Genomic DNA, 12,836 nt, shown 5'->3' on the forward strand with positions numbered 1-12,836 from the left:
GCCATCCAGGGCCTCCCGCTTCCCCGTGCCCCGCTGGGCGGAACACGAAAGAGCGGAATTCTAGCGGGACCGGATACGACTTGCAAGTACGAATTCAGGGTTTTCCTTAGCGACCCTTGCCGAGGCCAACTGCTTCGTCGAAACAGCCGGCGTCCTCCTCAAAAATCAGTACCCGCTCAGCCGCGCACTCATATAAACGACATCGCTCAACTCACGCCGCCACATGCCTACGCATTACCCGCTCGACCAGATTCAGATAGTGATCGAGATCGGGTGTCGCGCGATCTTTCACCTTTGCGCGATCGTCCCAACGACGCAGCCTCAACGCATCTTCCGCGTAGGGCTTTTGCAGAAATGCCTCGGCATCCTCCCTGCTGAAGATGCCGCCCTGCAACTCGAGACTGCGTACCGAATCAGCGGAAAGCTGGCCGAAGTAGGTAGCATCGATTGCGCAGAGGCAGCGCTTCGCGTCGACGTGCAGGCGAATCGGCTCCAGCACCGCGTCCGACAACACCGGCCGCAAAAAAGGCAGCGCGTAATACTGATGCAGATCGTCGATGCCGTGCTTCGTCGGCGTCTCCCCCTGCAGGTTCAGCAGATGTCCAAGATCATGCAAAAACGCCGCCGCGACCAGCTCCTCGCTCGCGCGCTCTTCCTCGGCAAGCGCGCCGCTCTGCAACGCGTGCTCGAGTTGCGTCACCGGCTCGCCACTATATGCGAGGCGGCCGTGTCGCTCGAACAGCGAACGGATATCGTCCAGATTCAATGCCATCCGTTACTCCCACGGTAATGAATACGTCTTCTGATTGGTAAAGCGCTTCGTTGCTTCCTGCACGCTTTCCTTGTGGCCAGGCCCCGCGTCCTTGATACCGCCGAGCAGCATCAGCTCGATCCGGCAACCCGGCACGCTCCATACGTTGACCGCCCGCGCAATTCGTTGACGATGAACCGCGTAATCGCGTCCTGCCGGTTCGCGCAATACGCACGACGACAAACCGAACGGCATCCCGTTGCTGATTCCGATCGCTTCGTCGAGCGTATCGAATGCGATGACCAGCGACGCCGGGCCAAATGGTTCCTCCCGCACGAGCCTCATCGACCAATAGACGTTGTCGCGCAGGGTCGACGCGTATACCGCGCCGCTACGTTCGTTGCTGATGTGCAAACGCGCGCCTTTCCATGCCCACACGCCCCGAGCAGCTACGCGGCAGCAGCGGTGGCATCGATCACCGTACCGATCCTAAATCGACGCCTCGAACGGATCGCCCTACGCCCAGGCACACGCTACCCCGACGACCGACTCCCGCAACTCCACCGCGCCGCGCTCACGACAACGACGCCACCCCATTCAGCGCGACATCGAAAACATCGAAGTTGCGCAGCCTCGCCGCACCGCGGCCGTCATCGGAAACCGGCCTCCCGATGCGCCGGTTGAACAGCAACGGCACCTCCTGCTCCGAGATCCCGCCATGCGAGCGCAACGGCACGGTCAACCCGGACAGATCGTGCTCGTCGCGGCGCGTGCCGAGCACAACGTGCTTCGCGCCGATCACCACGAGGTCGCCGACACGATCCTCCGGCAATTCGAAGCGCGCGCATGCGGCGCGCCGGTCGAGCACGACGTCGATTCCCGGCAGACGGCCAATCCGCGCCATCACGGACTCAACCTCGACATCGCGCGGCAGATAAACCGTCGCGAACGAACCGAGCGCGCCATGATGCACGACGTACGGATCGGTAATCGGCAGAATCACGCGCGCCGGGTTCGCGCCGAACCAGTCGTCGAGCAGGTCCTGCAGATAGATCACGTTCGGCTCGCCGGTTTGCGAATCGTGCTTGGCGTTCATGCCGTGATCGGCAGTGAGGCCGATCACCCAGCCAAGCGCGTCGAGCTGCGCGAGATAGCGGTCCATCATCGCGTAGAACGCGTTCGCGCCCTCGGTGCCGGGCGCGCATTTGTGCTGGATGTAATCGGTGGTCGACAGATACATGAGGTCGAGCCTGCGCGTCTGCGCGAGCCGCACACCGGCCGCGAACACGAATTCCGACAAGCCGGCGCTATACACGTCGGGCAACGGCAAGCCGACCAGATCGAGCACGTCCTCGATGCCGTTTTCCTCGCGCGTCACCTTGTCGGCCTTTTCGGCCGAAAAGCAGATGCCCTTCAGCTGCCAGCCGAGCAGGCCGCGCAACTTGTCCTTCGCGGTAACGACCGCCACCGCGGCGCCTGCCTCGGCGGCCGCCGCGAGCAGCGTGGGCGCGCGCAGGTACGCGGGGTCGTTCATCATCACCGCCGCGCCCGCGCCGCCGTCGGCGTCCGGGTTCCAGAAGTAATTGCCGCAGATGCCGTGCACGGACGGCGGCACGCCGGTCACGATCGAGAGGTTGTTCGGGTTCGTGAACGACGGAATCACGCAGTCGCCGCGAAAGGCCGCGCCGCCTTCGAGCATCGAGCCGATAAACGGCGCGACGCCGGCGGCGGCCGCGGCTTCCAGATACGCGAACTCGCAGCCGTCGACGCAGACGACGACGGTCGGTTGCGAAGGCAGCCGATAGCGGCGCCCATTGACGTCGATCGTACGTTGTCCGGAATGTGTCATAACAGGGATTTCCATCGGCGGGAATTTCGTTGTGGATAAATCGTTGCCGGAACCGGCATGGCCGCTGTGCCGCTACCGCTTCGCCATCATTTTCCGCGCGCACCGGACTCGCACCCAGCCGCCATGCTCCCGGCCGCGCGAACCTCGCCCGCTCCACACGCCGCATGCGCACGCAACCGCCCATCATGCACATGAGCATGCATCAACGCAGCCGCGCGCCCGGCGTCGCGCGATGCGAGCGCGTTCAGAATCGCGCGATGCTCGGCGAGCGAGCGCTCCATCGCGTCGGCTTCCACCGCGAGCGCCGCGCGGCGAAACAGGCTCAATTCGCTGACCAGCCGCCGATACGTCTCGTACAGCTTCGCGTTACCGGCCGCCGCGACGATCGCGTCGTGAAACGCGACGTTCGCGCGGCCATACGCGTCGCGATCGTGCGACGCAAGCGCGGCGCGCATCGCATCGAGCCAGTCGCGCAGCACCGCGAGCCTGCCCGCGTCGATGCAGGTCGCCAGCATCCGGCATGCGGCCTCTTCGAGCAGCGCGCGCACAGCGTAGATCTCGTCCGCCTCGGCGAGCGACACCGTGCGCACGAACACGCCGCGATTCTTCTCCGTGCGCACGAGGCCCGCCTGTTCGAGCGCGCGAAAGGCTTCGCGCACCGGTCCGCGCGACACCTGCAGCCGCGCCGCCCAGTCCGCCTCGTTGAGCTTGTCGCCCGGCGCCAGCGTGCCATCGACGATATGCCGCTCGATTTCGTCGCGCACCAGCGCCGTCAGCGAATGCCGGCGCACGACCTCGATGGGATCGACGGAAGCAGACTGCATATTTTCGGTCATTTTGACAAAATTTGCCGCCTCACCTGGGCGCTGCGCTACGCTAGTCGGCATACCGCACGGGCTCGCCTCCGTCAGATCACGACTACGGCCGCCGGCCAGTCCAATCAGCCTCCGAGCCGAACCGGCAATCAGCCGCCCCGCCGACGCGGCGCACGCGCCGCGATCAGCAGCAACGCGACCAGCGAAACCAGCAGCAGGATCAGCGACAACGCCGAAGCCGGCAGGTAGTAGCCGCGCTCGACCTGCCCGACCACGACGATCGGCACTGTCGCGAAACCCGGCGGATACACGGTCAGCGTCGCGCCGAGTTCGCCGAGCGACAGCGCGAAGCCGAGCGCGAGGCTCGCGCGGATCGCCGGCACCAGTTGCGGCAGCACGACGCGGCGCAGCACCATCGACGGCGGCGCACCGAGGCTCGCCGCCGCTTCGCGCAGCACCGTCAACTCCGGGCGCAGCGCCGCCGCGGCGCAGCGGTAGCAGAACGGCAGCACCAGCGCGAGCTGCACGAACACGACGATCGCCGCCGAACTCGACAGATCGATCGGCCGCTTGTGATACGCGATCAGCACCGCGAGGCCGAGCACCACGCTCGGCACGCCGTTGGGCATCATCGCGATCGTGTCGACGAGCGCGCCGAGCCCGCGCCGGTCGCGGCCCTCGAGCGCGAGCGCAAGCCACAAACCGAGAATCGTGCCGAGCACCGCGACGCCCATGCCGACTTCGAGACTCGTCGTCAGCGCGTCGAAGTCGCTCGAACCGAGGCGTTCGAACCAGCGCATGCTGAAGCCGTCGGGCAGGATCGTGCCGGACCAGTGCGAGGCGACGCTCGACAGCGCGACCACCAGTACCGGCAGCACGAACAGCCAGAAGCACAGCAGCGCGGCGAAGCCGAGGAACAGACTGCCCAGCACGCGCACCGCGAGGTTGTGACGCACCGGCCGCGCCTTCTTGTGCATGACCGGCAGCACGGTCGGATCGAGTTCAACGGCCATGACCGGCTCCTTTCTCCTTGCGGCTATTGACGCGCCGGTACAACGCGTAGAGCGACAACGACATCAGCAGCATCACCACGGCGCCGGCGGCGGCGGTCGGCAGATCGAGATCGACGGTGGCGGCGCTGTAGATCGCGACCGGCAGCGTAATCAGATGCGCGCTGCCGAGCACGAGCAGAATGCCGAACTCGTTCAGGGTCAGCAGAAAGCACAGGATCGTGCCGGCCGCGATGCCGGGCCACGCGAGCGGCAGGATCACCCTGAACGCCACCATCATGCCGTTCGCACCGAGGCTGCGCGCGGCCTCGATCAGACGCTGGTCGAGCAGCGCGAACGACGCCAAAGTAGGACGCACGACGAACGGCGTATAGAACACCACTTCCGCGAGCACCACGCCGCCGATGCCGAACAGGAAATCGAGCGGCGGCGCCTGCAGATTGAAGAGCCGCTGCAAGCCGATGCTGACCGAACCCTGCGAGCCGTACAGAAAGATCAGCGTGAACGCGACGAGAAACGACGGAAACGCGACGAACAGTTCGAGAAACCGCGTGACCATGCGTGCGCCCGGAAACGGCTTGAAGAACAGCAGCGCCGCGAGCGCCACGCCGAGCAGCGAGGCGAGGCTCGCGCTCGCGAACAGGATGCCGAGCGTCGTGCCGATCACGCCGCGCGTATCGGGATTGCCGAAGAACGTCGCATAGGCCTGCCCCGAAAAGCCGTGCGCACCGCTCAGGCTCAGCAGCACGAGTCGCACGAGCGGATAGATGACGAGCGGGCCGAGCACCACCACGACGATAAACAGCAGATGCCATTGCGCGAGGCGTTCGCGCCGCTTCACCGCAGCCGCGTGTGCCGCCGCGCTCGCGAGACGGCGCGCGGCGGCGGCGTCGTTCGGGACACCGAGCGAATTGGGCGTATCAGGGCTTGATAAGGACGACATCGTCAGCCTCGTAACGCAGGGAAACACGCGCGCCCTTCTCCGGCATCATGCCGTGACCGCGCTGCATCGTGACGAGCACGGGTTCGTTCGGCAACGCATCGAGCACGACCGACACCGACACCACCGCACCATACCACTCGACCGACGCGATCGCGCCGTGCAACTGCCCTTCGCCGAGCGGCACGATGCGCAGCGCTTCGGGACGCAGACAGGCGACCCGCTCGCGCTCGTTGTGGCGCGCGTCGTCCATGCCGAACGCGACCTGCGGCGGCAGCAGATTGGCCGCGCCGAGATAACGCGCGACGAAGCCGTCGGCGGGCGTGTCGTACAACTGCTGCGGCGTGCCGAGCTGCGCGATGCGGCCCTCGCGCATCAGCAGCGTGCGGTCGGACAGCACGAGCGCATCGTCCTGATCGTGCGTCACGCAGACGATCGTCAGATTCGGCAGGCGCTCATGCAGCGCCTTCAGTTCGGAGCGCACCGAGGCGCGCAGATTGGCGTCGAGCGCGGAGAGCGGTTCGTCGAGCAGCAGCACGTCGGGCTCGATCACGAGCGCGCGGGCCAGCGCCACGCGCTGCTGCATGCCGCCCGACAGTTGCGCGGGCATCACGTGGCCGGCGTCGCCGAGCTGCACGAGCTTGAGCGCATCGGCGACGCGGCGCGCGACGTCGCGCGCTGGAACCCTGCGCGCGCGCAGGCCGAACGCGACGTTCTCGAACACCGTCAGATGCGGAAACAGCGCATAGCTCTGGAACAGCAGACCGAGATTGCGCTTGTGCGGCGGCACGTGCGTGAGGTCGTGGCCCGCCACGGTCAGCGTGCCGGCAAGGCCGTCCGCCTCGATGAAGCCCGCGATGAAACGCAACAGGGTCGTCTTGCCGCAGCCGCTGCGGCCGAGCACGGTGAGCAGCTCGCCGCGCTGGATGGTCAACGACAGATCGTCGAGCACCGTGCGCGTGCCGAAGCGCACCGTCAGATGATCGATCTGCACGCCGCCGGACGCATCGGAACGCGCGGCGTCGAGCGCATCCGATGAAGCGCCAGGCGCATTGGGGTGAGCGAGACTGGCCGTATTCACCGGGTCTTCCTCCAACAAGATTAAAGCTGACGCGGCGCCACGCGCGACACCCGGGCCATTGCATCGACCCGGCCGCCGGCACGGCGCCGCCTGAATCCAGGCAAGTCCGGCCGCGCCGCTCATGGCGCGCGACCGGACGTACTTCAAACGCGGCCCGCTTCGGCCGCTTATTTCGAGCGACTCTTTCAGCCGCCCGGTTCAGCCGCTGATTGCGGCCGCTGAGTGAGACTGCTTATTGAAACCGCTTATTGCGGCTTGACCACTTCGAGCTGCTTGCCCGACGAACCGATCACGTCGTTCTTCCAGCGCGTGGTCCAGTCGGCCTTCTTCGCCATCACCTGGTTCCAGTCGACCGGGATCAGCTTCACTCCTGTGATCGCCTGCTTGACCGCCGCGCCGTTCTTGCCGGCGAGCGGCACGTCGGTGCGGCCCGGAATGCCGAAGATGTCCGGCACCTTCGACTGCACTTGCGTCGACATCAGGTAGTCGATCAGCTTCTTGCCCTCGGCCTGGTTCGGGCCGTTCTTGATCAGCGCGATCGCGTACGGCAGCTGGAACGTGGTCGGCTGGCCGCCGGGCGCGGCCGCGAGGAACACCGGCTTCAACGACAGGCCGCCGTTGGCCGCGTCGTCGAGGTCCATCTGCAGGTCGCCGTTGGCGACCGCGATTTCGTTGCGCGAGAGCAGCACGTCGAGGTAGCCCGTGCCCTTGGTGTGGAACTTGGCGCTCTGCTCGAGCTTCTTCAGATAGTCGAACGCCTTGTCCTCGCCCATCAGCGCCGAGGTCAGGATGATCACGGCCATGCCGTCGCCGGCGGTCGCCGGGTTCGAGTAGGCCACCTTGCCGCTGAAGTCCGGATGCAGCAGGTCCGCGAAGGTCTTCGGCTGGGTCTTCGTGACTTCGGGGTTGATCGCGAACGAGAAGTAGTTGTTCACGAAGGTCGCCCACGCGCCGTTCGGCGCCTTGGCGATGGCCGGCACGTTCTTGTAGTTGGCGCTCTGGTACGCCTGCAGCAGCCCGCCCTGGTCGGCCTGCTGGATGAACGGCGGCAGCGTGACGAGCACGTCGGCCTTCGGCTGATCCTTCTCGATGGTCGCGCGGTTCACGACTTCGCCGCTGCCCGCCGTGACGATATTGACCTTCACGCCTTCCTGCTTCTCGAAGCCCGGCAGCACGTCCTTGTACAGATTTTCGAGGCCGTCGGCGGTGTACAGCACGACCGCGCCGGCGGCATGGGCCTGCATTGCCATGCCGCCGAACGCCGCCGCGGCGACCAGCGCCGGCAGCAGTTTGCGCGCGAGGCCGGCCGTGGCGTGAAGGGAATTCGTCTTTTTCATGTCGCTCTCTCCGAAAGGCAAAAAAACCAGACGGTCGGGATAACCCATACCTGTAGTGATTGAATGGCGGCACGCGCCGTTTGCATGTTGCCCGCAGCCGTTGCCGCGCCGGTCTCCATCGATTGCAGATTGCCGACAACTTTGCCGCATCCCGCTCCGCCTGACCGCCAGCCCGTCTCCGATACTCGCGCTGCCTGCCATGCCTGAACGGGCACGGCAAGAATCACAGGTTTCGATGACAACGCCGTGACTATTCCGCCGAATTCCAAAAAACGACACAATTTGCCAACTCAGGCCAACTCGCGCGAACCACGGCGCGACCGGCGCACGAGCGTCCGCGCACCGCATCCATGCCGATCGTACGTGGCGAAAATGACGCTGTGTGCAGGATGCGCCGCGAAACCCGGGTGACGGCAGCGGCGCCGGCTTACGCCGGTTCGCGCGGTGCGCTGAGCGGATTCGTGGCATTTGCCGGTTTCGGCGGCACTCGCCTCGCCCGTAACGGGCGGACAGGCGTTCGGACAACGGCGCCTAGTCGGACAACGGCGCGTATTGTGCACGCCCACCCGGAATCCTGCAGCGAGCCGGGGAGCCTTTTTATCGAGCTTTTGGCGGATAAGGAACGAGATCCGTCGCGTTGCCTCGGGCAAGGCCGGCGAGCGGGCCGGCAAGCGCAACACGGACCGCCGCCGCCCCGCTCGCCGCCAGCGACCGGACTCAGGCGATCAGAATCTCCGGCCCATGCGCCGTGATCGCCTTGCCGAGCGCGCGCTCGGGCGCCAGCTCGGTGACCAGATAACGCGCCGACTCGATACCGTTGATGCGCACCGGCGTCACGCGGCCGAACTTCGAGTGATCGGCGACGATCACGACCATGTCGGCCGCGGCGATCATGCGGCTGCGCACTTCGGCGGCCATGCGGCTGTAGTCGCTCAGATAGCCGTCCGGCGAAATCCCGCCCGCGCCGATGAACGCGAAGTCCGCGTGGTACTGCGTCAGCTGGTGGACGGTGTCGAGGCCGAACGTGGCGTCCTCGATATCGGACAGCTCGCCGCCGAGCAGCGTCACGCGGTTGTCGTTGCGCCGGCCGAGCAGCAGCGCGATACGCCAGTCGTTCGTATAGACCGTCAGCCGGTGCCGGTCGAGCAGCGCGCGCGCCACGGCCTGGGTCGTGCTGCCCGAATCGATGATCAGCGATGCGCCGTCCGGCACGAACTCGGCCGCGCGCTCGCCGATCGCGCGCTTGGCGCCGGCGTTCTCGGCTTCGCGTGTATCGAGGTCGGGCTCGCGCCGCTCGTTCGACAATGCGCCGCCGTGCGTCGTCACGAGCAGGCCGCGGCCGGCCAGGGCATTGAGATCGCGGCGGATCGTTTCGCGCGATACGTTCAGTTCGCGCACCAGTTCGGCAACCGAAAGCGCGCCGTTTTTTGCGACTTGAGCGAGGATGTATTGATGACGTTGTTCTGCAAGCATCGGTGAAGGGCCGCGAGCGGCACGCCTGGGTTTCGTCGTAGTTGAGGAAGGCCGCTGTATTGTATTACGCGTGTCATGCATCATGGCCCGACGAACGCGCCAACCGGCGCCCCGACCTGCTAACCTTGACGCGCCAGGACCGGCCATCGGGCAGACGCGCGGCACGCAGCGCCGCTGCCGTTGTCGTCGTCACCGTCGCCACCGTCGTCATCGCCCCGACCGCGTCCGGCACCACGCACCCCGCCTTGCCGTCAACCGAACTACCGATGCCGCCACTGTTTCGCCGTCTACTGCTGCTATCCCACGCGCTGCGTTACGGCGCGCGCCTGATCTGGCTCGCCGCTCCGCGCGAGCACAAACTGCACTGGATGATCGAGCTGGTCAGCCGCGTGCATGCGTCGGAGCGCGGTGGCGCCCAGCTGCACGGCGTGCTGCCGGCGCTCGGACCGCTCGCGAGCCGCTTCGCGCAGACGCTCGCCGAGCGTCCCGAACTCGCGGCCGGCACGCTGCACGACGCGCTCGACGCCATCGATCACATGGAAGAGCCGCTCGCGCCGTCCGCGTCGCAGGAAGCGCTGGCGAAAGCGTTCGGCCGCCCGCTCGCCGAACTGTTCAGCGCGGTCGACCTCGTGCCGGTGCGCAGCGGCTTCGGCGAGCAGACGCATTTCGCGCGGCTCGCGACACCGGTCAAGGGCCACCACGAGGTCGCGATCAAGCTGGTGCGCACGCAGCAACTGCAACAGATCGGCGACGAACTCGCGCTGCTGCGCTGGGCCGCGCGCTGGCTCGAAAAGCTCTCGCGCACGGCGCGCCGCCTGCAACTGCGCGCGCTTGCCCAGACCTTCACCGACGACATCCTGCGCCGCTTCGATCTGCGCGCCGAAGCCGCGAACCTGAGCCAGACCGGCCATCATTTCGACGGCGACAAGCGCATCGCCGTGCCCGACGTGATCTGGGAACTGTGCACCGCCCACACGCTGACGATGCAGCGCATCAACACGCTGCCGGCGAGCGACCTGCCCGGCCTGCACGCGCATCGCATCAAGCTCGCGCCGCTTGCCGCACATATCGTCGAGGTGGTCACCGAGCAGGCGTTCGAGCACGGCTTCTTCCACGCGACGCTCGATGCCCGCCGCGTACGCGTCAGCATCGAGCCGGACACGCTCGGGCGCCTCGTGCTCGCGGAGTTTTCGATCATGTCGACGCTGTCGAGCGGCGAGCGCGAATTCTTCGTGCACGGCGCGACCGCGCTGTTCGACCAGGATTACGGGCGCCTCGCCGGCATGCATCGCGATGCCGGACACGTGTCGCACGACACGCGCGCGGAAATCCTCGAAGCCGAATTGCGCACGCGCGCCGAAGCGCATTTCGCGGCCGCGCCCGAGGACCGCTCGGCGGGCTCGCTGTTTCATCATCTGCTGCACGGCGTGCTGCCGTTCGACGGCCACGTGCCGGGCCGGCTCGCCACCGCGCAGCGCTCCTTCCAGCAGGCGGAGACGCTGGCGCGCGCGCTGCATCCGGGCGTCGATACGTGGAACATCGCGCGCGACGTGCTCGCCGATATCGCGCGGCGCGACCTCGATCATCGCGGCTGGCTCAAGCGCATCTCGCACGAGCTGCCGCATCTCGCGCACATGCTGCCGCGCGTGCCGCAACTGGCGGTGCGCTATCTGCAGCAGCAACACGATCGCGCGCGCACGCCGCAGCAGAACGCGCAACTGCTCGCGGAAATCGCGCGCGAATACCGCCGCACGCGCTGGCTGCTGTGGGGCTGCGTCGTATGTGGCGGTGCAATCGGTGCGGGGGCGGTGTTGCTGATGTGGTGAGACGGCACGGGGAGCGGAGTTCCGGTGCGTACGCCGGGGCGGCCTGGGCGGCCGTTTCGGCACATCTTTGGGTGAGCCGTTTCGACAGCCGGCCGCTGCCTCGGCCAACGCAACGACCGCTGCCAAGGCCGCCACGCGCGGGCGTTCATTACCTCGCCCGCATCCGTTCAGTTGCAGCCTCGAACAAGACGCGCGGCACGTCCGCCGGCAAGATGGCGGCTTTTTCACGCCGCCCACCTTCGCCTCGGCACGTCGCCATGCTCGCATCCCTTATCGCCGCCGTCTTCGTCGTGCTGTGGTCGACCGGCTTCGTGGTCGCCCGCGCGATCACGCCTTACGCCGATCCAAATCTGTTCCTGCTTGCCCGCTTCGGCGGCACCGCGCTCGTCTTCACGCTTGCCGCGCTCGGCGCGCTGCAACCGCTCGCGACCGCCGCCGTCGCCGCGCCGCTGTTCGGCGAGCGACTCTCGCGGCGCGGCTGGAGCGGCATGGCGCTCGGCCTCGCCGGCGTCGTGCTGGTGCTCGCGCCGAAGCTCGCCGCGGCGACGCCGCCGACGCACGGCAACGCGCCCGCGTGGCTCGTCGTGCTCGTGTCGATCGTCGCGGTTGCCGCGATCACGGCGGGGACCCTGTTCCAGAAGACCTCGCTCGCGAGAACCGACATTCGCAGCGCGAGCGCGGTGCAAAACATCGGCGCGGCAAGCGTCGCGGGCATGCTCGCGCTTGCGCTCGGCGAACATCGCTGGATCGCCTCGGCGACGCTATGGGTCTCGCTCGCGTGGGGTGTCGTGATGCTGTCCGGCATCAGCGTGACGCTGCTCGTGTGGATGGTCAGGCGCGGCGACGCGGCCCGCGCGACCGCGCTGATGTTTCTCGCGCCGCCGCTTGCCGCGCTCGAAGGTTATCTGGGATTCGGCGAGACGCTGTTGCCGGTGCAGATTGCCGGATTTGCCGTGGCGCTGGTGGGCGTGGTGCTGGCGCGGTCGTGAGATGCGGCTGCGCGGCGCCGAAACCATCCGCACGGCGATGCGGACCACGATGCACCCCGCCGCGCCGGCGGGGCGACGGCACGGCAACACAGCAGCACGGCGCAAGAAAACGACAATAGGGCGCGCCGTGCCCTGATAAAGGCCTGCAGCGAAAAAACCGAGTGCCGCTTCAGTGCATCAACTCAATGCATTCATTCAATGCATCAACTTACTGCATCGCCTCAATCCGCCGTATCGGCATGTGCCGGCATCTTCGCGCGCGCACTCGCGCCCGGCGCCGGCGACCACGCCGGACGCCCCTTGCGCTGCGAATCGACGACGACGATAAAACGCCCCGCCCACGGCATGATCTGCCGATCGCTTTTCAGCACCCACAGCGATTTGCCCGAATCGACGAGCGCCGCGTATTCGGCGTCGAGAATGCCGTAGTGATCGAGAAACGCGTTGAGCGACGCGGGAATCCGCACGCAGCCCTTCGAATGGCGGATGCCGAGCAGCGGTTCGAGCCGCTCGGGATCGGTCGCGTGCATCTGGAAACGCATCTGCGAGATGCCGCCCTTGCCCCAGCCGCGCTCGCCCTGCGCCCAGCCGAGATCGAAGATGCGCATGTCGCGCTTGCCGTAGCCGCGAATATGGTTTTCGTTCTGCGTGCCCTCGGAGCGGAAATCCATGTTGTCGGGTGTATGTTCGAATACGCCAAGCGGCGTGATGAAGTGGTCGTATTCGCCGGGCCGTCCGGTCGAGACCGGCGACGCGCCGATCATC

Annotated in this window: 12 protein-coding genes; 2 read left to right on the top strand and 10 right to left on the bottom strand. The window is 66.9% G+C overall.

The window, feature by feature from the left end:
• Nucleotides 1–211 precede the first annotated feature (211 nt).
• The 9 genes from F3J20_RS31075 to F3J20_RS31115 form a co-directional block, all read right to left on the bottom strand.
• The gene (locus F3J20_RS31075; RefSeq protein ID WP_167285776.1) at nt 212–772 is read right to left on the bottom strand and encodes a phosphonate degradation HD-domain oxygenase; all 561 of its coding nucleotides are present in this window, start codon (nt 770–772) and stop codon (nt 212–214) included.
• A 3-nt stretch (nt 773–775) separates the two neighbouring features.
• Nucleotides 776–1,165, bottom strand: a complete 390-nt coding sequence (locus F3J20_RS31080; RefSeq protein ID WP_205299428.1) for an aldehyde dehydrogenase family protein — start codon at nt 1,163–1,165, stop codon at nt 776–778.
• 160 nt (nt 1,166–1,325) lie between these two features.
• Nucleotides 1,326–2,600 (bottom strand): phosphonoacetate hydrolase, encoded by a 1,275-nt coding sequence (gene phnA, locus F3J20_RS31085; protein WP_167285778.1) that lies wholly within the window; start codon nt 2,598–2,600, stop codon nt 1,326–1,328.
• A gap of 86 nt (nt 2,601–2,686) precedes the next feature.
• Nucleotides 2,687–3,436, bottom strand: coding sequence for a phosphonate utilization associated transcriptional regulator (locus F3J20_RS31090; RefSeq protein ID WP_167285779.1), 750 nt, complete (start codon nt 3,434–3,436; stop codon nt 2,687–2,689).
• Nucleotides 3,437–3,564: 128 nt separating this feature from the next.
• Nucleotides 3,565–4,428 (bottom strand): 2-aminoethylphosphonate ABC transport system, membrane component PhnV, encoded by an 864-nt coding sequence (gene phnV, locus F3J20_RS31095; protein WP_167049587.1) that lies wholly within the window; start codon nt 4,426–4,428, stop codon nt 3,565–3,567.
• Nucleotides 4,418–5,368 (bottom strand): 2-aminoethylphosphonate ABC transporter permease subunit, encoded by a 951-nt coding sequence (locus F3J20_RS31100; RefSeq protein WP_167049589.1) that lies wholly within the window; start codon nt 5,366–5,368, stop codon nt 4,418–4,420. Before F3J20_RS31100 ends, phnV begins: the two co-directional genes overlap by 11 nt.
• On the bottom strand, nt 5,346–6,446 hold the full coding sequence (gene phnT, locus F3J20_RS31105) for a 2-aminoethylphosphonate ABC transport system ATP-binding subunit PhnT (RefSeq protein ID WP_167049591.1): 1,101 nt from the start codon (nt 6,444–6,446) through the stop codon (nt 5,346–5,348). Before phnT ends, F3J20_RS31100 begins: the two co-directional genes overlap by 23 nt.
• Nucleotides 6,447–6,691: 245 nt before the next feature.
• Complete coding sequence (phnS, locus tag F3J20_RS31110) at nt 6,692–7,783, bottom strand: 2-aminoethylphosphonate ABC transporter substrate-binding protein (RefSeq protein ID WP_167049593.1); 1,092 nt, start codon at nt 7,781–7,783, stop codon at nt 6,692–6,694.
• A 717-nt stretch (nt 7,784–8,500) separates the two neighbouring features.
• Nucleotides 8,501–9,256 (bottom strand): DeoR/GlpR family DNA-binding transcription regulator, encoded by a 756-nt coding sequence (locus F3J20_RS31115; protein WP_167285780.1) that lies wholly within the window; start codon nt 9,254–9,256, stop codon nt 8,501–8,503.
• A gap of 266 nt (nt 9,257–9,522) precedes the next feature.
• Here F3J20_RS31115 and F3J20_RS31120 point away from each other — a divergent pair, with 266 nt between their 5' ends.
• Together F3J20_RS31120 and F3J20_RS31125 are read left to right on the top strand one after the other, a co-directional pair.
• Nucleotides 9,523–11,082, top strand: a complete 1,560-nt coding sequence (locus F3J20_RS31120; RefSeq protein WP_167285781.1) for an AarF/UbiB family protein — start codon at nt 9,523–9,525, stop codon at nt 11,080–11,082.
• 257 nt (nt 11,083–11,339) lie between these two features.
• A complete protein-coding gene (locus tag F3J20_RS31125; protein ID WP_167285782.1) occupies nt 11,340–12,071 on the top strand; it encodes a DMT family transporter in 732 nt (243 codons plus the stop codon).
• Nucleotides 12,072–12,292: 221 nt separating this feature from the next.
• On the opposite strand, the gene F3J20_RS31130 is transcribed toward F3J20_RS31125, so the two are convergent.
• The coding region (locus F3J20_RS31130; protein WP_167285783.1) for a L,D-transpeptidase at nt 12,293–12,836 on the bottom strand (544 nt) is incomplete at its 5' end.

It is taken from the genome of Paraburkholderia sp. Cy-641 (assembly GCF_011752945.1).
GTDB lineage: Bacteria > Pseudomonadota > Gammaproteobacteria > Burkholderiales > Burkholderiaceae > Paraburkholderia.

Coding starts and splice junctions, on each gene's coding strand:
- phnS (WP_167049593.1), bottom strand. CDS start 7,783: ATGAAAAAGACGAATTCCCTTCACGCCACGGCCGGCCTCGCGCGCAAA.
- F3J20_RS31075 (WP_167285776.1), bottom strand. CDS start 772: ATGGCATTGAATCTGGACGATATCCGTTCGCTGTTCGAGCGACACGGC.
- F3J20_RS31125 (WP_167285782.1), top strand. CDS start 11,340: ATGCTCGCATCCCTTATCGCCGCCGTCTTCGTCGTGCTGTGGTCGACC.
- F3J20_RS31090 (WP_167285779.1), bottom strand. CDS start 3,436: ATGACCGAAAATATGCAGTCTGCTTCCGTCGATCCCATCGAGGTCGTG.
- phnV (WP_167049587.1), bottom strand. CDS start 4,428: ATGGCCGTTGAACTCGATCCGACCGTGCTGCCGGTCATGCACAAGAAG.
- F3J20_RS31100 (WP_167049589.1), bottom strand. CDS start 5,368: ATGTCGTCCTTATCAAGCCCTGATACGCCCAATTCGCTCGGTGTCCCG.
- F3J20_RS31120 (WP_167285781.1), top strand. CDS start 9,523: ATGCCGCCACTGTTTCGCCGTCTACTGCTGCTATCCCACGCGCTGCGT.
- F3J20_RS31115 (WP_167285780.1), bottom strand. CDS start 9,256: ATGCTTGCAGAACAACGTCATCAATACATCCTCGCTCAAGTCGCAAAA.
- phnA (WP_167285778.1), bottom strand. CDS start 2,600: ATGACACATTCCGGACAACGTACGATCGACGTCAATGGGCGCCGCTAT.